This is a genomic window from Pseudomonas sihuiensis (genome assembly GCF_900106015.1).
In the GTDB taxonomy this organism is placed as follows: Bacteria; Pseudomonadota; Gammaproteobacteria; order Pseudomonadales; family Pseudomonadaceae; genus Aquipseudomonas; species Aquipseudomonas sihuiensis.
This window is the reverse complement of sequence record NZ_LT629797.1, coordinates 1,721,906-1,742,691: the sequence shown is the minus strand read 5'-3', so window position 1 is coordinate 1,742,691 and position 20,786 is coordinate 1,721,906. Positions and strand designations below refer to the sequence as shown.

Annotated in this window: 19 protein-coding genes; 10 read left to right on the top strand and 9 right to left on the bottom strand. The window is 63.5% G+C overall.

Annotated features, from left to right (window positions below):
- Positions 1–220: 220 nt before the first annotated feature.
- Positions 221–487, bottom strand: coding sequence for a hypothetical protein (locus BLT86_RS25695; RefSeq protein WP_157719662.1), 267 nt, complete (start codon positions 485–487; stop codon positions 221–223).
- Positions 488–765: 278 nt separating this feature from the next.
- On the opposite strand from BLT86_RS25695, the gene pqqF reads away from it, so the two are divergent.
- From pqqF to nahK, 5 genes are all read left to right on the top strand, one after another.
- Positions 766–3,147, top strand: coding sequence for a pyrroloquinoline quinone biosynthesis protein PqqF (gene pqqF, locus BLT86_RS08205; protein WP_092375976.1), 2,382 nt, complete (start codon positions 766–768; stop codon positions 3,145–3,147).
- Between the two features lie 459 nt (positions 3,148–3,606).
- Entirely contained in the window at positions 3,607–4,791 is a 1,185-nt protein-coding gene (locus BLT86_RS08200; protein WP_092375972.1) for a porin, read from the top strand.
- A gap of 72 nt (positions 4,792–4,863) precedes the next feature.
- On the top strand, positions 4,864–5,256 hold the full coding sequence (locus BLT86_RS08195; RefSeq protein WP_092375969.1) for a hypothetical protein: 393 nt from the start codon (positions 4,864–4,866) through the stop codon (positions 5,254–5,256).
- Positions 5,257–5,517: 261 nt separating this feature from the next.
- Positions 5,518–6,681 (top strand): nitric oxide-sensing protein NosP, encoded by a 1,164-nt coding sequence (gene nosP / locus BLT86_RS08190; protein ID WP_092375966.1) that lies wholly within the window; start codon positions 5,518–5,520, stop codon positions 6,679–6,681.
- Positions 6,611–9,253 (top strand): hybrid sensor histidine kinase/response regulator NahK/ErcS', encoded by a 2,643-nt coding sequence (gene nahK / locus BLT86_RS08185; RefSeq protein ID WP_167377316.1) that lies wholly within the window; start codon positions 6,611–6,613, stop codon positions 9,251–9,253. The genes nosP and nahK overlap by 71 nt, the downstream gene beginning before the upstream one ends.
- Before the next feature lie 291 nt (positions 9,254–9,544).
- Here nahK and BLT86_RS08180 read toward each other — a convergent pair whose 3' ends face one another.
- The 8 genes from BLT86_RS08180 to BLT86_RS08145 form a co-directional block, all read right to left on the bottom strand.
- Positions 9,545–9,964 (bottom strand): GNAT family acetyltransferase, encoded by a 420-nt coding sequence (locus BLT86_RS08180; RefSeq protein ID WP_092375959.1) that lies wholly within the window; start codon positions 9,962–9,964, stop codon positions 9,545–9,547.
- 132 nt (positions 9,965–10,096) lie between these two features.
- Entirely contained in the window at positions 10,097–10,762 is a 666-nt protein-coding gene (locus BLT86_RS08175; protein ID WP_075748211.1) for a response regulator transcription factor, read from the bottom strand.
- Between the two features lie 23 nt (positions 10,763–10,785).
- Positions 10,786–11,361 carry a PQQ-dependent catabolism-associated CXXCW motif protein gene (locus BLT86_RS08170; protein ID WP_092375955.1) on the bottom strand — a complete coding sequence of 192 codons (576 nt, stop codon included), beginning with the start codon at positions 11,359–11,361 and terminating at the stop codon, positions 10,786–10,788.
- 248 nt (positions 11,362–11,609) lie between these two features.
- Entirely contained in the window at positions 11,610–12,401 is a 792-nt protein-coding gene (locus tag BLT86_RS08165; protein ID WP_092375952.1) for an ABC transporter permease, read from the bottom strand.
- Positions 12,398–13,210 carry an ABC transporter ATP-binding protein gene (locus tag BLT86_RS08160; protein ID WP_092375949.1) on the bottom strand — a complete coding sequence of 271 codons (813 nt, stop codon included), beginning with the start codon at positions 13,208–13,210 and terminating at the stop codon, positions 12,398–12,400. The genes BLT86_RS08165 and BLT86_RS08160 overlap by 4 nt, the downstream gene beginning before the upstream one ends.
- Complete coding sequence (locus BLT86_RS08155; protein WP_092375946.1) at positions 13,207–14,172, bottom strand: YVTN family beta-propeller repeat protein; 966 nt, start codon at positions 14,170–14,172, stop codon at positions 13,207–13,209. The genes BLT86_RS08160 and BLT86_RS08155 overlap by 4 nt, the downstream gene beginning before the upstream one ends.
- A gap of 208 nt (positions 14,173–14,380) precedes the next feature.
- On the bottom strand, positions 14,381–15,562 hold the full coding sequence (locus tag BLT86_RS08150) for an ABC transporter substrate-binding protein (protein ID WP_092375943.1): 1,182 nt from the start codon (positions 15,560–15,562) through the stop codon (positions 14,381–14,383).
- A 121-nt stretch (positions 15,563–15,683) separates the two neighbouring features.
- Positions 15,684–16,640 carry a tetratricopeptide repeat protein gene (locus BLT86_RS08145; protein WP_092375940.1) on the bottom strand — a complete coding sequence of 319 codons (957 nt, stop codon included), beginning with the start codon at positions 16,638–16,640 and terminating at the stop codon, positions 15,684–15,686.
- Between the two features lie 249 nt (positions 16,641–16,889).
- Between BLT86_RS08145 and BLT86_RS08140 the strand changes: the two genes are divergently transcribed.
- From BLT86_RS08140 to BLT86_RS08120, 5 genes are all read left to right on the top strand, one after another.
- Positions 16,890–17,327 (top strand): cupredoxin domain-containing protein, encoded by a 438-nt coding sequence (locus BLT86_RS08140; protein ID WP_092375936.1) that lies wholly within the window; start codon positions 16,890–16,892, stop codon positions 17,325–17,327.
- Between the two features lie 13 nt (positions 17,328–17,340).
- Positions 17,341–18,606: a HAMP domain-containing sensor histidine kinase gene (locus BLT86_RS08135; protein ID WP_092375933.1), complete on the top strand. Its 1,266-nt coding sequence runs from the start codon at positions 17,341–17,343 to the stop codon at positions 18,604–18,606.
- The gene (locus BLT86_RS08130) at positions 18,603–19,253 is read left to right on the top strand and encodes a response regulator transcription factor (protein ID WP_092375930.1); all 651 of its coding nucleotides are present in this window, start codon (positions 18,603–18,605) and stop codon (positions 19,251–19,253) included. The genes BLT86_RS08135 and BLT86_RS08130 overlap by 4 nt, the downstream gene beginning before the upstream one ends.
- Positions 19,254–19,437: 184 nt before the next feature.
- Positions 19,438–19,728 (top strand): hypothetical protein, encoded by a 291-nt coding sequence (locus BLT86_RS08125; RefSeq protein WP_157719661.1) that lies wholly within the window; start codon positions 19,438–19,440, stop codon positions 19,726–19,728.
- A gap of 75 nt (positions 19,729–19,803) precedes the next feature.
- On the top strand, positions 19,804–20,736 hold the full coding sequence (locus BLT86_RS08120; protein WP_157719660.1) for a hypothetical protein: 933 nt from the start codon (positions 19,804–19,806) through the stop codon (positions 20,734–20,736).
- Positions 20,737–20,786 lie beyond the last annotated feature (50 nt).

Below are 20,786 nucleotides of genomic sequence, written 5' to 3'. Positions count from 1 at the left end.
GCATATATAAGCAATCGACATGCCATGTATATCGCAAAGTTACAATGCGATACAAATAGAGTGTCGTAAAGAGTGAGTGCGACATGAAAGCCCAGGTATCAGTTTGCGCTCAAAAACACCAATTAAAAACCATTGACTTAATGCCTTATTTTGGTTGGGTTATTTGGAGTTTTCAGCGGCGAAATCGCTGATCAATACTGGGTTTTTGGGTTTCAGTTGATCAAAAAATGATCGAAAAAACGCTGCCACAAATGGCACTGTTTGAGCCTGAAATGGCATCAGCTGCGCCTGAAATGGCATCAGCGGTGACGCAATTGGCAGTGGAAGTGGCGGTAGTGACGGTCGGTAGTGCTGTGTATTGGAGTGACAGCTTGTTCAGTGCGTCCAATCCTTTTTGCTCTCTGTCAGTCCAGTCAGCAGCCAGGTGGTTGATCGGTGTAGCAGCGGTGTATCGCTGAGTGAACACAAAGTGAACACGCAATGCCATGAAGCCCGCATGAATAGTGCTTCTTCAAGCCAATCCATCATGGGCGCGACGGAGAAGCGGCGGGACAGGGCGAGGCGGTTGGAATCCTGGGACATGGGACGCTGTGACGGGCTGAAAAAGGCTGCGTATTCTAACAGCATGCCCGCGCGGGACGGGCTTTTGTTGCCGGCCATAGGAGGGCTTTGCACCAGCGTATCGGTTTGTCTCGGCCCAAAGCAGCATTGCCGGACCGGGGGGCAAGGGGGCAAGCTGGCGACAAGCTGCCCAGAGAACCGACGATGTCCAATCAAGCTCCCGTTACCCGGCGCCTGGCCAATGGCGCCGAGCTGCGCGTGCAGCAGCAGCCCTGGGCGCAGCAGGTGGGGTTGTGCCTGCGGGTGGCGGCGGGCAGTCATGACGAGCCACCGGCCTATCCGGGCCTGGCGCACTTTCTCGAACATCTGTTGTTTCTCGGCAGCCGCGATTACCCGGGAGAGCAGGGGGTGATGGCCTTCGTCCAGCGCCATGGCGGGCTGGTCAATGCCTCGACTCAGGCGCGGCACACCGATTTCGTCTGCGAGGTGCCGGCCGAGCTGCTGCAGCCGGCGCTGATGCGTTTGCTGGATATGCTCGGCCAGCCGTTGCTGGAGCTCGACGCGCAGGTGCGCGAGCGCGAGGTGCTGCACGCCGAGTACCAGGCGCGCAGCCAGGATGCCGACAGTCGCATCAATCATGCCCTGGGCCAGGCGCTCGCTGCCGGGCATCGCTGCGGCGCGTTTCTGGCCGGCGATCGCAGCACGCTGGTTGTGGAGTCTGCGGAGTTTCAGCAGGCGCTGCGTGATCACCATCAGCGCCACTACCAGGCTCGGCATATGAACCTGACTCTGGTTGGGCCACAACCGGCCGAGCAGTTGCTGGATATCGCCGAGGCGCTACTTGGAGCGTTGCCGGCAGGCGAGGGCGACGCTTGTTTCGTGCCACCGGCTGACCTGCTGCCGCTGCGAGCGCCGTGCCTGCACCTGCAGCACAGTCGCTCGGGTGTGCACCTGGGCCTTGCCGTGCAGCTCGACACCCCCCACCTGAATGCATCGTTGGATCTGTTGCTGGATGCCTTGCAGGACCCTGCGCCCGGCGGCTTGCTCGACGGCTTGCGTGAATTGCAGCTGTGCCGGCAGTTGCAGGCGCGGGTGCTGTATCAGCACCGGGGGCAATGCCTGTTGCGTCTGGACTTTCCTGGCGCCACCGCGGAGCAGGGCGCCGCGTTGCGCGCTGCCGTGCAGAGTTGGGCCGCGCAGTTGCAGGGCGATGCAGATTGGTCATTGCGGCTGTTGCACCAACAGCAGGCAGCAGCGCTCAGGTTGCTTGGGCTAAGCCCGTTGGCGGCGGCCAGGGAACTGCAATCGCCTGCTCAGGACGACAGCCACACCTTGCGCGGCCTGAATGCCTTGCTGGCTTGCCTGGCTCGCGGTGATGGGCTGATCGAACTGCAGTGCGACGAACAGGTGCGACCCCTGTGGCCGGCAATCGGCTTGGATTTGCCATTGCAGGCCTTGCCGATGCCATCGCCAACTCCAATGTCGAACCACCCGTGGCGGCTGCCTGGCAATGATCCGTTACTGGCCGGCGCTGCCGTGGCATCGGCCGTTTTGCCGTTGGCCGCGCTGCGACATCATCCGGGGCGGACTAAGGGTGGGCCGGCTGCGCTTTACTGGCGTGGCCCCTGTTCAGGTGTGGGCGACGCGGCTGCCATCGAAACTGGATTGCTGGCGCGCAGCGCCGATCTGCGCTGGCGTGGTGAGCGGCTTGGCATCTCCTGTCAGCTGAGCGTACAAGCCGCTGGCTGGAGCCTTTCATTGCGCGGGCCGGCGCCGCTGTTGCCGGCCTTCAGTGCCTTGCTGGTGCCGTTGCTGTTGGCCGCGCTCGATGACCCAGCCGAGCCCGCTCCCCAGGGCATGTTGTTGCGGGCGCTGCTGCAGCGTTTGCCGCAACTGTGCGAGATGCCCAAGACCTCGCGGCTGGAAGGGCTGAGTGTCGGGCTCGGAGCGAGCGAACAGGCACAACTGGCCGAGCTGTGCTCGGCTGTCGAGGCGCTTGCGGATATGTCGCCAACGGCCCGCATCGCGACCGGGATCGACTGGCAGCAGGTCGTGCAGCCAGGTACGGATGCTGCGTTGCTGCTGTTCTGCCCCTTGCCTGCCGGCGATGCCTGCACTGAGGCTGCCTGGCGTGTGCTTGGGCAGGTGTTGCAGGGGCGTTTCTACCAGCGCCTGCGTGGTGAGTTGCAACTGGGTTACGCGCTGTTCGCCGGTTTTCGCCAGCTCGAGGGTTGCCGGGGGTTGCTGTTTGCCCTGCAGTCACCCGTCTGCAAGGCGGCCGACATCTTCGAGCATATCCGCGCCTTTCTGGGCGAGCAGCGTCAGTTGCTCGCAGCACTGGACGATGAGGCCGTGTCGCGGTATCGCGATGCCTTGCTGCCGGCGCTGAGCCCGGCCGAGGCCAACCTGGCGCGTGCCGAGCAGCTTTGGCAACTGCATCTGGCGGGCTTGCCCGAGGCGCATCTGCAGCGGGTGCAGCTGGCGCTGACAGCCCTGACCAAAAACGATCTGCTCCTGGTACATGAGCAGCTGCTAAGCGCCAGCGACTGGCGCGTACTGGCCAGCGGAGCACCGTCGCCGGCCTAGGCTGCGTTCTCTTCAGCGCTCTTTGCGCGACTGCGCGCGAATTTCCAACGCCCTTTTTCTGCAGGAGACCCGGTCCGGTGCGAGGCTCTGGCTTTGCCGCGTTCTTTCGATTCGCCGCGGGGCGCGGCTCCTACAGGATGAGGCAGCATCTGGTGGCTGTGTAGGAGCCCCGACCCGGGGCGAAGCCTTGTGCAGCCGCGCCGCCGCCGTTCGTTGCGGTGCGCGACGCCTGCCGCTTCGTTACTGGCGCATTTCTACGCCCTAGGGCTGGCCCGGTACTAATACCTTTCTCCCGCTACCGGTAGCAGGTCGGTCGCGAGTCGGCGGAAGCGCGACGGTAGCGCCCGGCCAAAGCAGCAGCGAATCGCGGCCAAGGCAGCGTATGGCCCGCCGGACCCGCTTTCGATAATCGCCTCCGACACGACTGCCCTGGCGGTCGCCACTCAAGCGGAGAGCGTTATGCACAACAACAAGATCGCCATCACTCGACTTCTGCCCCTGACCCTGGCTACCGCCGTCGCTCTGGCGACCGCGCAGCAGGCCGCCGCCGAGATCGTCCTGTATGACAAGGACGACACCACATTCTCCACCGACGGCTACATCAACGCCTTCTACGTCAACAGCGACGTCGATCGCGACGGCGAGCAGTTCGACCGTCGCCAGTCGCGGGTGAAGATGGGCTTTCTGCCCAACTGGATCGGTTTCAACTTCGGCAAGCAGATCGATGGTCTCAAGCTGACCGGCCGCTCGTCCTTCTGGGTCACCATCAACGACAGCGAAACCAACGGCACCGATACCGCCATCGACGTTCGCCAGTTCTACGGCACCGTTTCCAGCCCGGAGTGGGGCGAGGTGCTGGTGGGCAAGGACTTCGGCCTGTTCTCGCGCTCCAACATCTTCCTCGATGAGCTGCTGGCCGGTTACGGCAACGTGTCCGACACCCTTGGCCTGGTGGACGGCAACGGCGTGTCCTTCGGCAACATCGGCACCGGCTACCCGTATCCGTTCCCGACCTCGCAGATCACCTACCGCAACAACAACCTGGCTGAAGGCCTGCGTGTCGCGGTCGGCATCATGGACCCGGTCGACACCAACGACGACAGCCCGACCGGCAAGGCCTACCAGGAAAACCCGCGCTTCGAATCGGAGGTCAGCTACCAGTTCGATGTGGGCGGTTCGACCATCTACACCTGGGTCAACGGTGCCTACCAGACCTCCGAAAACACCGACGACACCGTCGACAAGGTCACCTCCAAGGGCCTCGGCTATGGCGTGCAGGCCAAGTTCGGCGGCCTGTCGCTGACTGGTTCGGGCTTCCAGGCCAAGGGCATCAACCCGTTCTTCACCAACAACCTGGGCGAGCCGACCCTGCGTGACATCGACAGCGACGGCTACCTGCTGCAGGGCTCCTACACCTGGGGCAAGAACCGCGTGGCGCTGTCCTATGGCAAGACCGAGGACGACGGCAACGGCCTGGGCGTGGCGGCGGACTACGAGACCCGCGGTATCGCCTACTTCCGCACCATCAACGACAACCTCAAGCTGGTCGCCGAGTACAACCAGTACCAGATCGATGCTGCCGAAGGCAGCGGTCTGAACGAGGACACCGACACCTTCGCCGTCGGTGCGGTACTCAGCTGGTAAGCCACACGGCTTGCGGACGACGGGAGGCCCAAGGGCCTCCCGTTCTTTTAGGGATCGAAAGAGAAAAAACTGATGATCGGACTCTGGAGCGAATCGGCTCAAACCTATCTGCTGGTGCTGGCGATCAGTACCACGCTGCTCTTCGCGCTACCGATCTTCCTCGTACCGCTGACCTGGGCGCGCCTGATGCGTTGGCGCATTCCGCAGGATGTGGACCTGGCGGTGTACTTCGGGCGCTGTCTGGGTGCCTTCATCCTGATCGTCGAGGCGCTGATGCTGCGCGCCGCGCTGACCGGTGAAGCGCTGCACACGACCTTCGAGGTGCTGGCCGCGGTGGCCCTGCTGATGGTGCTGGTGCATGTGCATGGCGCGATCAAGCGCATCCAGCCGTGGACGGAAACGCTGGAGATCGGCTTCTACGCCGGGATGTTCGTGCTGACCCTGATGTTCTGGCCGGCTCCGTAAGAACGCTGGTGCGCACGGCGCACCAGTTTGTAGGGCGGGTGCAACCCGCCGTTGCCCCACTGGCGGGTTACACCCGCCCTACCTATTGAATTGCAGCGGGTTGTCGACCCATGCATGGCGTGACCAGGGTTGCGGCGGGCCTCGCGTACTGCTTCGCGAGTACGCCCTACGGATCGACTACCCAGTACTCAAGTAGCATGGGGCGGGCAGCGCCGGCCTCGTAGAATTTCCCCATGATCAGCAGGTGCATTGGGGCGTGATATGGCCTTGGAACAGTCGGAGGGCGTGCTCAGCGCCGTCTCCAGCACGAAGGATGTGGAATTGGCCGCCCAGGAACTGGCACGTCAGCTGATCCATCCCTATCTCGGTTTCGTGCTGTTCTTCTGCTCGGCTGAATACGACCTCGACGGCCTCGGCCAGGCGCTGGAGGCCCACTTCGGCGGCGTCAGCCTGGTCGGCTGTACCAGCGCCGGCGAGATCACCCCGCAGGGCTATGGCCGTGGCTGCGTGGTAGCGCTGGGCTTCGACCTGCGCTGCTTCTCCATCGCCAGCGTGCTGATCGACGAGATGGAACGCTTCAATCTGCTCGATGCGCAGCAACTGGTCGATGGCCTGGTCAAGAACTGTCGCAGCAACGAGCTGGCCTCGATCAAGGGCCATAGCTTCGCCCTGACCCTGCTCGATGGCCTTTCCAGCCGCGAGGAATTGGTGCTCGGCGCACTCAGCGCGGCGCTGGGCAGCATCCCGCACTTCGGCGGTTCGGCTGGCGACGACAACCACCTGACCCATACCCACGTCTATCACGGCGGGCGCTTCCACAGCGGCGCGGCGGTGGTGGTGCTGTTCAATACCTGGCTGGAGTTCGAGGTGTTCAGCACCCATCACATCCAGCCCAGTGCGGAAAAGCTGGTGGTGACCCGTGCCGACAGCGCCACGCGCCGGGTGTACGAGCTCAATGCCGCGCCGGCCGCGCAGGAATATGCCGACCTGATCGGCCTGCCGATCGAGGCTCTGGATCTGCGCGCGTTCGCCGCCTATCCGCTGGCGGTGCGGATCAGCGATCACTACTACGTGCGCTCGATCCAGCAGGTGCACGACGACCTCAGCCTGACCTTCTACTGCGCGGTGGAGAACGGCATCGTCCTCACCGCCATGCACCCCGGCCCCTTGCTGCCGAACCTGCAGCAGTTGTTCGCCGGGTTGGTGCAGCGACTCGGTCCGCTGCTGCTGACCATCGGCTGCGACTGCTTCCTGCGCCGCCTGGAGATCGAGAACGATGGCGGCGTCGAGTCGGTCGCCACACTGCTGCGCCAGCAGCGGGTGATCGGCTTCAACACCTACGGAGAGCAGTTCAATGGCATGCACATCAACCAGACCTTCACCGGTGTCGCCATTGGCCGACCTGTTGGGCGTGGCGAGCGCTGAGCTGCAGGCACGTTGTGCGGCGCTGGAGCAGGAGAACGCCAAGCTCAAGCGCATCAACGCCGCGCTGATCGAACGGGTTGAGTCGATCCATTCCCGTGGCGATGACGCCTACGCGGCCTTCCAGCATTCGGTGGTGCTCTCCGAGCAAGTGCGCGAGCGCACCGATGCGCTGAACCAGGCGATGGCTGAGCTGAAATCCAGCAACCAGTTGCTCAGCGATGCGCGCTTGCGTGCCGAGACTGCGCACCAGCATTTGATCGACGCCATCGAGAGCATCTCCGATGCCTTCGTGCTGTTCGATGATCGTCAGCGCATCGTGCTGTTCAACAGCCGTTTCAAGGCGCTGTGGGCGCGTAGCCGCGCGCGCATCGGCACCGGCACGCGGCTGGAGGAAATTCGCCGGCTGAGCCGCAGCACCGGTTTGGTGGTAGAAGCGCAGCTGGGCAAGGAAGGCGAGCCGAGCCTGTTCCGCCTGCAGGACGGGCGCTGGGTGCAGGTCAGTGAGCGGCCGACCCGCGAAGGTGGGCTGGTGATCCTCTACACCGACATCACCGAGGTGAAGCAGAGCGAGGCGCTGCGCCGCGAGCAGGCCCTGGCGCAGAAGTCGCGCCTGCTGCAGCGCGCGGTCGACAACCTGTCGCAGGGCATGGCCATGGTCAATGCCGAGGGCGCGCTGGAATTGTGGAACCACCGCTTCCTCGAGCTCTGCGGGCTGGCGCCGATCAACGCCCATCGGCCGTTCGCCGAAGTGATGGCGGAAAGCGAACTTGAGCCGCTGACCCCGGACAGCCGCGATGCCGCCGGCAATCCGCTGCGCCAGGTGGAGGTGCGTCTGTTCGACGGGCGCATGCTGGAAGTGCGCACCCATCCGCTGCCCACTGGTGGCTTTGTCAACACCTTCACCGACATCACCGAGCGCCATCGCCAGGCCCAGGCGCTGAGCGACAGCGAGCGCTGGATTCGCCTGATCACCGACCACGTGCCGGCGCTGATCGCCTACCTGTCGGCCGACCTGGTCTACGAATTCACCAACAAGGTCTACGAGGAGTGGTACTGCTGGCCACGCGGCGCCATGCTCGGCCAGAGCCTGCGCGAAGTGCACAGCGAGGAGCATTGCCAGCGCCTGGAGCCCTACGTCGAACTGGCGCTGTCCGGCGAGAGCGTGACCTTCGAATTCGCCGAAACCAACCACAACGGCCAGGAGCGCTACATGCTGCGTTCCTACGTGCCCAACCGTCAGGCCAGTGGCGAGGTGGTCGGCATCTTCGTGCTGATCCGCGACATCACCGAGCGTCGCCGCACCGCCGAAGCACTACACCAGGCTTATCAACACCTGGAACAGCGCGTGCGCGAGCGCACCGCCGAGCTGACCACGGTGAACGACCAGCTGCGCCGCGAGATCGACGAGCGCACGCAGATGGAAGCGCGCCTGCGTGATGCCAAGGGCGAGGCCGAGCAGGCCAACCTGTCCAAGACCAAGTTCCTCGCCGCGGTCAGCCATGACCTGCTTCAGCCGCTCAATGCTGCGCGGCTGTTCACCAGTGCCTTGTTGGAGAAACGCGACCTGTCAGGCTGTGCGCCGCTGGTGCGCAACGTCAGCAACTCGCTGGAAGACGTGGAGAGTCTGCTCGGCACGCTGGTGGACATTTCCAAGCTCGATGCCGGGGTGATCAAGCCTGATATCGCACCATTCGCCGTCAGCGAGCTGCTGGAGAACCTGGCCGCCGAGTATCACCAGATCGCCCGCAGCGAAGGCCTGCGCCTGGATTACCTGCCCAGCTCGGCCCTGGTACGCAGCGACGTACAACTGCTGGCGCGGATCCTGCGCAACTTCCTCAGCAACGCCATTCGCTACACCGCCAGCGGGCGCATCCTGCTGGGCTGCCGACGGCGCGGAAACAGCCTGTCCATCGAAGTCTGGGACACCGGCATCGGCATCGCCCAGGACAAGTTGGTGGAGATATTCCAGGAGTTCAAACGCGGCGATAACGTGCAGCGCAAGCAGGATCGCGGCCTGGGCCTGGGCCTGGCGATCGTCGAGAAGATTGCGGGCATGCTCGGCCACCGCATCCGCGTGGCATCGCAGCAGGGCAGGGGCTCGATGTTCGCCGTGGAAGTGCCACTGACCCGCCGCGCGCCGCGTGTGCGTACGGTGCAGGACAGCCCGAATCAATTGCTCGAACGCCTCAGCGGTGCGCGGGTATGGGTGCTGGATAACGACGCGGCGATCTGCGCCGGCATGCGCACCCTGCTCGAAGGCTGGGGCTGCCGCGTGGTTACTGCGCTGAGTGAAGAAGACCTGGCGCGCCAGGTGGACAACTACCACGCCGAAGCCGACCTGCTGATCGCCGACTACCACCTCGACGACGAGCGCAATGGCGTCGACGCCGTGGCGCAGATCAACGCCCGGCGCAGCACGCCGCTACCTGCGCTGATGATCACCGCCAACTACAGCAACGAGCTCAAGCAGCAGATGCGCGAGCTGGGCCACAGCCTGCTGCACAAACCGGTGCGGCCGATGAAGCTGAAGGCGGCGATGAGTCACCTGATGGAGCGTGGGGCGGGGACTTGATCGCGGGTCATATCCGTAGGGCGCTGCCTGTTCAGCGGGCAGGTTTACAGGTCGTGAGTCGCAATCGGACGGTATTTGTAGGAGCCGGCTTGCCGGCGATCAGGCCACGGATACATGGATCGCCCGCAAGCGGGCTCCTACAAAAAGCAGCACCCGCAAGGGGGCTATATTTGTGAGTCGTGAGTAGCTGTTGCTGGCGTCTGCTCAGCGAGCCCGTAGCCCGGATGCAATCCGGGAAAGATCACGCCGTTCTGCCCCGGATTGCATCCGGGCTACGATACGGGCACCTCGTCAATCATCCGCGATCAGGCGCTTGCCCAGGCTGACGGATGCATCGACCTTGTAGCCAAGCCGCTCATAGAAGGCCAATGCCGCCGCGTTGGTATCGCGCACCTGCAGGCTGAGCTTGGGGCAGCCCAGGGCCAGCAACTGTTCTTCGATATACGCCATCAACTGACGGGCCAGGCCTTGCTGGCGTTGCTCCGGACACACCGCCAGATAGTTGACCCAGCCGCGATGGCCCTCGTAGCCGGCCATGGCCGAGGCCACCAGCTTGCCGTCGATCTCGCCTACCAGAAACAGCTCGGGCTGCACCTGCAGCTTGCGCTGGATGTCCTTGTGCGGATCGTTCCAGGGGCGGGTCAGGTCGCAGCGTTGCCAGAGGTCGACGACGGCGGCTTCGTCGGAGAGCTGGAAGGGGCGGATGTGCATGGTGGACTCCAATCGGTGAGGCCGCCGTTTTAGCACGGGTTGATGACGGGAGTCAGGACAGCCTCGTGTGTCACTCCCGCGAAGGCGGGAGCCCAGGTGCTATGCGCGGGATCGACGCTCACTCTTGCCGAGCTAGCGCCGCAGATAGGACGCGAAATCGATATCGCCAGCCGAGAGAATGGCCTGCACACGGTTGTGCACGTTGAGCTTGCGCAGGATGGCCGAGACGTGCGCTTTGACCGTGGTTTCGGCGATATCCAGGCTGTAGGCGATCTGCTTGTTCGACTCGCCCTTGGTCATGCGTTCGAGCACCAGCAACTGCTTGCGCGTCAGCGCCTGCAGCAGCTCCGGCGAGATGCTGTGGTGGTCGGGGTGGTGGCGATGGCCGCCGCTCTTCTGCGAGCGGATGATGTCCGGCGGCAGGTAGACGTTGCCGTCGAGGATCTGCGCGATGGCCTCGGTCATCTGCGCGCGTGGCGAGGACTTGGTGATGAAACCCACTGCGCCGTAGGTGATGGCCTGCAGCACGATCTGCTTGTCCTGCTCGGCGGAGACGATCACCACCGGGATGGTCGGCGCCTCGTTACGCAGGTTCATCAGCCCGCCCAGGCCGTGCATGCCGGGCATGTTCAGGTCGAGCAGGATCAGATCCAGGTCGTCGTGGCTTTGGGTCAGCTCCAGGGCGCTGTCCAGGTCGGCGGTTTCCATGATCTCGCTGCCGGGAAAACCGTCGGCGATGACGTTATGGATGGCTTCACGAAACAGCGGATGGTCGTCGGCAATCAGAATCTTGTACATGGCCTTTCACCTCGTTGTTGTGATTATGGGGTGGCAGTGGGCGTGAAGAAAGCGGCAGGCAGTTCGGCTGGTTGCGCGGGCACCAGGGGCAGGCCGGCCTGCTCCCAGGCGTCGATGCCGTCACGGTACCAGTAGAGCTGGCGATAGCCCATGGCATGGGCGCGGCGCGCGGCATTCCAGCTCAGCCAGCAGTCGGAGCGGCAGTAGAACACGAAGGGTTGGCGCACGTCGCCACGGCTCTGCTGGTGTAGGTAGTGGGTGAAGTAGCGCTGCCATTGCGGGGCCAGGTTGCCGTCGCCGACGTTGGCCAGCCACAGGCTGTCGGGCAGGTTCGAGTGGGGCGCGTCCTCGACGAAGCGGTCCTGCACGAAGGGGCGTCGATAAACGTCGATCAGGCGGGTGTCCGGGCGCTCTGCCAGGAGCTTTTGCAGGGCGGGAGTATCGACGATCTGTACGCCTTCCAGGCTGGATGGGGTCGGGCTGCGGTACTGGCTGCTGCGATAACCATCGGCGTCGAACAGATCTTCGGCTTGCGCAAGGCAGGCCAGTAACACCGAGGCGAGCATCAGGCCTGCTTGCGCGGGCAGACGGTACTTCATGGCAAGGTCTCTACTTATTTTTGTAGCGGTATTACAGGCCATGGTCGCAGGCTTGGGAATTCTACGTTGGAGAGGAAAACCAGTACCAAAGTAGTAGAGGGGCTGCTGAGACGTTCGTAGGGCGGGTGCAACCCGCCGTCGCGCTATTGGCGGGTTGCACCCGCCCTACGGATTTGGGCTGCATTCGGCAGCGGACGCAGAGCCATTCCCACGTGGAGCGAGAGCAACGATCAAGTGCATTGCTGGTTTCAGCCCGCTTTGCGCAGCGCCGCATGTTGCGGATTGAAGCTGGCTACGGCGAGCAGCGTCAGCAGCACGGTGAGGCCGGCGCAGATCAACAGCGCCTCGACATGCAGGTGCAGGTACAGCGCGTTGCGCACCAGCTCCACGGCATGGGTAAAGGGATTGGCCGCGCACAGCCAGTACAGCCACTCGCTGGACTCGCGCATCTTCCACAGCGGGTAGAGCGCCGAGGAGAGGAAGAACAGCGGGAAGATGACGAAGTTCATCACCCCGGCGAAGTTCTCCAGCTGGCGGATGCCGTTGGACAGCAGCAGGCCCAGGGCGCTGAGCAGCAGCGCCACCAGCAGCAGCGCCGGCAGGGCGGCGAGCAGGCCCCAGGCCGGCGGTTGCACGCCATACACCCAGGCGATGGCGAGGAAGGCATAGACCTGCAGCAGCGAGATCAGTGCCGTGGCCAGCAGCTTGGCGGCGAGCAGGAAGGCGCGCGGCAGCGGGCTGGTGAGCAGCACGCGCATGCTGCCCATCTCGCGATCGTAGACCATCGACAGCGAACCCTGCATGCCATTGAACAGCAGGATCATGCAGGCCAGGCCCGGCACGATGTAGGTGTCGTAGGTGATGTAGGTGTCGTACGGCTCGATGATGGCGATGCCCAGCGCGGCGCGGAAACCGGCGGCGAACACCAGCAGCCACAGCAGCGGGCGCACCAGGGCGCTGAGAAAGCGCGAACGCTGCAGGACGAAGCGCAGCCATTCGCGCAGGACGATGCCGCGCAGGCATTCCCAGTAGGCGGTCATGGTTGCGGCTCCTCGGCGGGGTGTTCGCGGCTGAAGCCGCTCCTACGGGCCTGGGTATCCAGGTTCGGCCGGATCGCTTCGCGCACATGGCCACGGCCCAGCGCCTCGTCGCCGGTCAGGCGGGCGAAACTGGTGGCCAGGTCGCCGAACTCGGCGGCCTTGCCGCTGGCCACGCGCTCGCCGCGATGCAGAATCAACAGGTCGTCGCTGGACTCGATCTCGTCCAGCAGGTGGGTCGTCCACAGCACGCACAGGCCCTGTTCGCGGCATAGGTTGCGCACATGCCGGCCCAACGCCAGGCGGCTGGCTGGATCGAGTCCGGCGCTGGCTTCGTCGAGCAGCAGCAGGCGCGGCTGATGCAGCAGGGCGCGGGAAATTTCCACGCGGCGACGGTGGCCGCCGTTGAGCGTGCGCACCTTGTCGTGACGACGTTCGGCGAGATCCTGGCGTAACAGCTCCTCGTCGATACGCGCCTGCGCCTCGCGGCGCGGCATGCCGTGCAGCGCGGCGTGGTAGGCGAGGTTCTGCTGCACCGAGAGGTCGAGATCCAGCGTGCTCTGCTGGAACACCACACCCAACTGGCGCAGCGCCTGGCGCGGCTCATCGCGCAGGCTGTGGCCGAAGATCTGGATATCGCCCTGCTGCAGCTCAAAGAGGCGGGTAAGCAGGGCGATCAGCGTGGACTTGCCGGCGCCGTTGGGGCCGAGCAGGGCACCGAAGCGCCCCGGCGCCAGCTCGAAGGCCAGGTCGTTGAGGGCCTGGCGGGCGCCATAGGTGAAGCCGACGCCGCTCACCTGCAGGGCGTTCATGGCGTCACCACCACGCCCCAGGGATAGCGGCCGACCTGGATCGACTTGCTCACCTTGAGCGAGTCGACGTCGATCACCGACACATCGCCGCTGACGCCGTTGGTGGTCAGCAGGCGTCGCTGATCCGGGGTAAAGGCCATATGCCAGACGCGCCGGCCCACCAGCAGGTAGTCGAGCACCTCGTAGCTCTGCGCATCGACCACCGCCACATGGTTGGCCGGGCCGAGGGCGACGAAGGCGTACTTGCCATCGTCCGTGAGCTTGACCCCCACCGGCTGCACCTTGTCCGGGTGCACGCCCTTGATGGCGAAGTTGAGCACCTTGAGCACCTGGCGCGAGTCGACGTCCAGCACCGTCACCGTGCCGCCGATTTCGGCCGAGGCCCACAGGCGCTTGCCGTCCTGGTCGAACTCGACGTGACGCGGGCGCTGGTCGACCAGGGTGTTGTCCACCAGTTGATTGGTGGTGGTGTCGATCCAGTGCAGCATGTTGGTGGTCTCGCTGGTGTTGACCGCCCATTTGCCGTCCGGGCTGACGGCCATGCCTTCGGGCTCCACGCCGACTTCGATCTGCGCCAGCACTTCGTCGCTCTGCGCGTCGACCACGGTGACCAGGGCGTCGTCCTCATTGGAGATGTACAGCCAGCGGTCGTTGGGGTGCAGGGCGAACTGCTCGGGGTCGGCGCCGGAGGGTAGTTCCTTGATGATCTTGCGCGTGGCCAGATCCATCACCTGCACCCGGTCCGAGTCGCTGGCGCAGATGTACAAAAGCTTGTTGTCGGAGGACAGCAGCAACCCGCGTGGGCGCATGCCGACGTCGAGGGTGGCGGTGACTTCGAGGCTGTCGAGGTCGATGACGCTGATGCTGTCGTCCTTCTCGTTGGACACGTAGGCGGTGGCGGCAAGGGCCGAGTGACAGGCCAGGCCGAAGGCGACGGCGCAGGCGAGACGGGTCAGGCGCATGGGGTTGATCCTCTTGTTGTAGTGGTTGGTAGCCGTTGCTTTTGTGGGAGGGGCTTTCGACTCGGGCATCCTGCTTCGTTCTACCTCCTGCATCCCTGCAGTCGCAGCCGCGACAGTCGCCGCTGAAGCGCCTCCCACAGGTGTTCTGCTTTTCTGTAGGAGCCCGCTTGCGGGCGATACCTTGCGATGATCGCCGGCAAGCCGGCTCCTACAGAGGTGTTCCCGCCAGATCACAGCTCACCTCAGGCCTGTCGTAGCCGAGGCTGTCCATTTCGTTGCTCGGATGGAGAAAACCGTCCTGCGGCGAGGTGCTGACCAGCGCGCGCGGGTGCACCAGCGGAATCGGTTGGCGCAGCTCGCCGTTCCACGGGCGGAAACTCAGCTTGCGGCCCTTGAAGCCGTCCAGCGGTAGTTGTTCGTTCAGCAGCAGGTAGCGAATGCCCTGCGGCTCGGCGGCGCGCTGCTTGGTGATGGCCGTGGCCAAGCTGCGCACGGCCATCCAGGCGGCGAAGTCGCGGTCGTTCATCCAGCGGCCGGCCAGTTCCTCGAAGCGCTTCTGCAACTGCGCGGCGCCAAAGGTTTCCACTGTCTTGTGCCAGGCAGTCGGGGTCAGGCCCTGGGTTCCGGCCACCGGGCGCGGGTACCAGGTGTTGTAGGGCAGGTATTCGCCGAAGTCGCCGCGCTCGTCGGCCACCAGCACCACGTCGTACTCGCTGGCCTGGGTGAACAGCGGCATTTCCGCCTGGGCGCTGCGGCGCTGGTCGTTGTCGAAGCTCCAGGGCTTCTCGGCGACGATTTTGTGACCGAAGCGCTTGGCGGCGCGCTTGAGCGCATCGGCATAGGCGAGGTCGTCCTCGGTATTGCCGCTCACCAGCAGCCAGCGCGTCCATTTGCGCGCGGCGAGAAACTGCGCCAGGGCATCGGCCAGCATGGCGCGGCTGGGCAGGGTGTGCAGCACGTTGCCCAGGCACTGCTCGCGGCGCAGGCCGTCATCGCTGCTGCCGGCATTGAACAGCAGGCTGTCCGGCAGGCGCTGGCTGAGCTGGCGCAGGGTATCGGCTGGGGCGTTGACCACGAACAGGCGAATGCCTTGCGCATGCAGGTTATCGGCCGTGGCCAGTAGAGTCGCCGCATCCTCGCTTTCGACTGCCTCGAGGCTGTAGCTCTGCTTGAGAAAGCGCCCGGTGCTGTTGCTGTCGGCGATCGCCAGCTCGGCGCCACGACGGCCGGCATCGGTTGGTTCGGGGATGACGTTGGACAGCAGCGGGCCGTGCGGCGGCAGGTGGCCCAGGTAGCCGATGCGTATCTGCAAGTCGTTCGCTGCGGCATTGGTCGCCAGGCCGAGTGTGGCAACGAGGCAGAACAACAGGCGGCAACTGATCTGGTGCATGGGGCGACTCCTGCAGAGGTTGTCGCCAGCATAGGAAGCGTCGCCAGGTCGGGAAATATGCCCAAGGTCGCGCCGGCTTAGTACAAAGGTCGTAGCTCTTCAGGGCCGTTCTTCAAGGCCTTCACTCGCCTTGTTGGCGGATATCCAGGCGCAGGCCATGGATGCTGGCCTTGCCGTCGCGGACGCGTAACTGGGCGTCTTCGCGAATTTCCAGTTGCTGTATCCGGTCACCGCGTTTCAGCTTCTCCCGGATCAGCGAGAAGGCCAGGATAGTGCCGCCTGCGTTTATCAGTTCGGGCTCATTGCGCTGGTAGCTGTACTCGTCGGCCTGGGCAAAGGTCTGCTGCCAGAGCGTGCGCAGCTGCGCCTTGCTCAGATGCTGCCAGTTACGCTCGTGCGGCAGTCGCACCAGGATCTGTGCGTCATCGTCGATCAGCATCACCAGTGCCTCGGCATCCTGGCGTTGGGCTGCCTGGTCGACCGTCGCGAGGGCCGCCAGTGCGGCGCGGCGTTCGTGCTCGGTCAGGGTGATGGTGGTGCGGCTGCCTTCGCGGCTGGCGAGAAACTGCTGGGCCTGCGGATGTTCTCCCTGCCTGGCCGCGGCCCGTATCCAGCTCAGCCCGGCACTGTGCTGGCCTTGCTTGTACAGGCGTTCACCCAGCGTCCACTGCGCTTCGGCGTTGTCCTGCTCGGCAGCACGTCGATACCACTGCGCCGCCTGGTCCGGGTCGGCCTCGGTGCCCAACCCCAGGTCATGGGCGCGGGCCACCTCGTACATGCCGATGGCGTCACCCGCATCGGCGGCGCGCTGGTACCAGGCCAACGCCTGCTCGAGGTCGGCTGCGGTGCCCAGGCCGGCGGCGTACATGTTACCGAGGTTGAGCATGCCCTGGCGGTTACCGGCTTCGGCAAGCTGGCGATAGCGCTCGAAGGCCTCATCGAAGTCGCCCATCTTGTATACCGCATAGGCGTCCAGCACCTGGATCATCTCGCGGGCGATACGCGTCTGTTCGTCGTCGCCGGCACTCAGCGGCGTGCTCAGCAGTGTGCCCAGCAGCAGGCAGGCGAGATGACGCATGGCTGTACTCCAAGAGGGTGAAAGCGGTGAGTCAGGCTAACAAGCCGGGTACGTGCGGTATTTAGTTCGATGGTGGCGGATGGATGCGCCGATGGTGGCGGGTAGGGCAGGGGCGATGGGCATTGGGCCCGGATCTGGCGGGAAATCTGCCCAAAGTACCAGTTGGGCAGTACCAAGGTAGTAACCCGGTGCGGGCCTTTACTTCCTAGCATGGCAGGCGACGTCCAATAACAAGAACAGGTGAACGCCATGCGTATTTTCAAGGCCCTGCTACTGCCGCTGTTGCTGATCATCAGCCTGCTCGGTGTCGATCAACTGCATGCCGCTGGTGACATGACCCGCCGCCCGGTGGCATTGCCCGACCTGGTGCTGGGTAACGACGACAGCGACTACTTCATGTCGCAGACCGAGTACCAGCTGCAGACCGGCCAGGCCTACCAGCTCAAGATCATCGCCAGCGGGCAGAAGGAATACGCCTTCCAGGCGCCGGAGTTCGCGACCTCCATCTACCTGCGCAAGGTCGAGGCCGGCGGCGTGGAGATCAAGGCGGTCACCCTGACCGAACTGGAGTTCGAGGAGGCCGGTGAGGCGGAGATCTTCTTCCTGCCGGTCAAGCCGGGCAAATACCGCTTCTACGCCAAGGGCCTGGAAGGCAAGGGCATGCTCGGCCATTTTGTTGTCAAGTAGCGTGGTCAAGTAGATGACCGCCCTCGGCCGCATCAACCTCGGCGTCAGCCTGCTGTTCGTGCTGGTGACCCTGGCCGGGCTGGCGCTGCTGTTGCGCCAGGCCGGCCACGACGTGCGCCGCGAGTTGCTGGCGGCCGAGGCGGTGGTCGAGTACCTGGGCGAAGTGGCGCGCAGCAACCCCGGCAGCCTGCGTCCGGAGCTGACCGAGAACCTGCGGCATATCCGCGTGAGCTGGCTGCGCCCGGGCGAAGAGCCCAAGCAGCAAACCGAAAGTGCCATCGAGCACTGGATCGCTGAGCGCCTGCTGGGCTCGGCATTGCTGGTGGCCGATGCCTGGCCGTTGGATGATGGCCGCGAGTTGCGCATCGCCCTCGATCCCTACGACGAGATCGAGGAAATCCAGGACTCGCTGCTGCAACTGCTGCTGCTCAGCGCCTTCGCCCTGATCCTCAGCCTGCTGACCATCCGCTTTGCCGTGCGCCGCGCCCGCCGTGTGCTGGACGAGCTGCTCGCCGGCCTGCGCGAAGTCGGTGCCGGTCACTTCGATACGCGCCTGCATGACCACGGCCTGGCCGAGGCCAAGCACCTGGCGGCGCACTTCAACGAGATGGCCATCACCCTGCAACAGGTGCAGGCGGACAACGCCGAGCTGACCCAGGCGCTGCTGGAGCTGCAGGAGCGCGAGCGCACGCGCCTCGGTCAGACCCTGCATGACGACCTCGGCCAATACCTCAGCGGCATTCGTGCCCAGGCCTGCCTGCTCAAGGTAATAGCCGATCGGCCGCAGCAGGTGCAGGACACCGCGCGCCTGCTCGACGACAACTGCGAGCGCCTGCAACAGGGCTTCCGCAGCCTGATCCGCGATCTGTATCCGGTAGTGCTGGAGCGCCTGGAACTCGGCCCGGCGCTGCAGCAACTGGCCGCCGACTGGCAGCAGGCGCAAGGCATTCGCTGCCGCCTGCAACTGGGCGAGCAATTGCCAGAGCTGCCGCTGGCGAGCAAGGCCCATCTCTATCGCCTGGTGCAGGAGGCGCTGACCAATGTCGCCCGCCATGCCGATGCCAGTGAAGTGCGCATTCGCCTGCAACGCCGTGGCCAGGGCTTGCGCCTGTTGGTGCGCGACAACGGCCAGGGCACTGCACTGCCGCTGCGTCCTGGCATCGGCCTGCGCTCGATGCGCGAACGCAGCCGCAGTCTCGGCGGCGAACTGCGCCTGCACAGCCGTCCGCAAGCGGGCTGGGCGCTGTGCCTGAACATTCCCTTGGAGGCGACGCGATGAAGGTTTTACTGGTGGACGATCACGCCGTGGTGCGTCAGGGCTACGCCAGCCTGCTGCGCGCCCTTTTGCCCGAGGTGCAATTGCGTGAGGCCTGTGATGGCGAACAGGCCCTGCAGCGGGTGCAGGAAGAGATTCCCAATCTGGTGATCATGGATATCGGCCTGCCCGGCATCAGCGGCCTGGAAACCACCCGGCGCCTGCGCCAGCGCCTGCCGCAACTGCGCGTACTGTTCTTCAGCATGCACGACGAGCTGCCCCTGGTACGCCAGGCACTGGACGCCGGCGCCATCGGCTACCTGACCAAGAACTCCTCACCTGAAGTGCTGGTGGAAGCGGTCAAACGCACCGCCGCCGGCCACGCCTATATCGAGCAGCCACTGGCCACCCAACTGGCCTGCAACCCCGCCAGCGCAGGCGGCCTCGACCCCCGCCTGCGCGAACTGACCCAGCGCGAGTTCGAAATCTTCGTCATGCTCGCCCGCGGCCTGCCACCCCGGCAGATCGCCGAGAAGCTGTGTATCAGTAGCAAGACCCTGTCCAACTACCAGACCCTGGTGAAGAACAAACTGCAGATCAGCTCGCAGGCGGAGCTGGTGCATTTGGCGATTGATAGTGGGGTGGTAAGGGTGGGGTTGGAGAGTGCTTGAGAGGCTAAGGCGGGCTGCAATAGTCTGCTTGCTGAGGTGCTTCCTACTAAAGCCGTAACTTCTGCGGAACGGTCTAAATTGGGCATCGCCTGTAGGGTCGCCGCAAGCTGTTGATTAGGTGTAGATTGCTGGCACTGAGCCATGGCGGGCTGTGCGGTTTTGGGCCGAATTGTCGTGGAATGGATTGAATGAGTTCTGTTTAATTACTGTTAGGCTTGCAAGTAATAAAATTGCAATAAATAGAGCGCCAGACATCGTGGGGAATATGATGCAATCTCAAATTGATGGTGAGTTTAGCGGCTGGGAGGGTGATACCTTGATCAAGCTTGTCAATGGTCAAGTTTGGCAGCAGACAGAGTATTGGTATCATTACCACTACGCTTATATGCCAAAAGTAACCATCACTAATCAGGGTGGCTACAAGATGCAAGTGGCTGGCACTCCTCGTGCGGTAGGAGTCGAACGCTTGAAGTAGCGCCTAACAATTGGTCGACTAGTTGCTGTGTTTGTTACTGGGCGCTCCTTAACTAAAAATTAGGTGCTTAAAGCTATGCCGAGACGTACCAATGCATTTCAGCGCTTAGTTACACTTCTTACAGCCACGCTTGCTGAGCGTGCGGAAGTGACAGAGTCTGCAATGCTCATGGATCGCGTTAGCGGTGAGCCTCGCGAAGTGGACATCTTGGTTGTAGCTATTGCCGGGGGGTTCAATGTGCAGCTTGGCGTTGAGGTTATCTCTTGGGCGCGCCCGGCCGATACTCCATGGGTCGAAAAGATGCGTGCGAAGCATGAGAACCTCCCGACTGACAAGCTAATCCTCGTATCAGAAAATGGCTTTTATGAGCCTGCACGACGAAAGGCCGAATTCTATGGCATAGAGGTCCTTACCCTAGAAGAGGCCACTGAAGCGGACTGGCCGCTTATCGCTACTCTGGAGGCATCCGGAGTTTTTGAAGTGATGACTATCGACTTTACTGTCTCCGGTGTCTTGCAATTGGGCAACGGAGATCGTGTGTTGGTGCCGATTTCAAGGTTGGCCACTTTTCCTAGCGTAAATGGGTCAGCCACAATCGGCCAGTTTGTCCATTCGATCTTGGATATACAAGAAGTGCGAGACGTTCTGCGAAAGAACACCTCACTTGGTAAGCAAGATGATTTCTGGCTTAGCTATTCACATCCGAACGGGCTCTGGCGTTTTGAAGAAAACGAAGAGTCTGGCCAGTTTTCCGAGTTGCGGGTGGGTTTGAAGGTGCTGAACTCAGCTACTCCTGTGCGCTTCGCATCAGGAAAGTTTCGATCAGTACCTTTCATCTCTGGCGCTTCAAGCGTCAATAGTCCCATGCAATTCGTTCTAGCAAGAAACGTAGATGGCAGTGCGTCTGGATATCTCATCGACGAGTCTGGTGTACGAGCACTTTCATCAACTATGTCGGATGCAAATCTAGTAAGTAGCCCGGACATTGACCCCGCCAATGGTGGATGAAAAAAGCGTCATCCACCCTACGCAAAGGGATGGGTAGGGTGGACAACGCG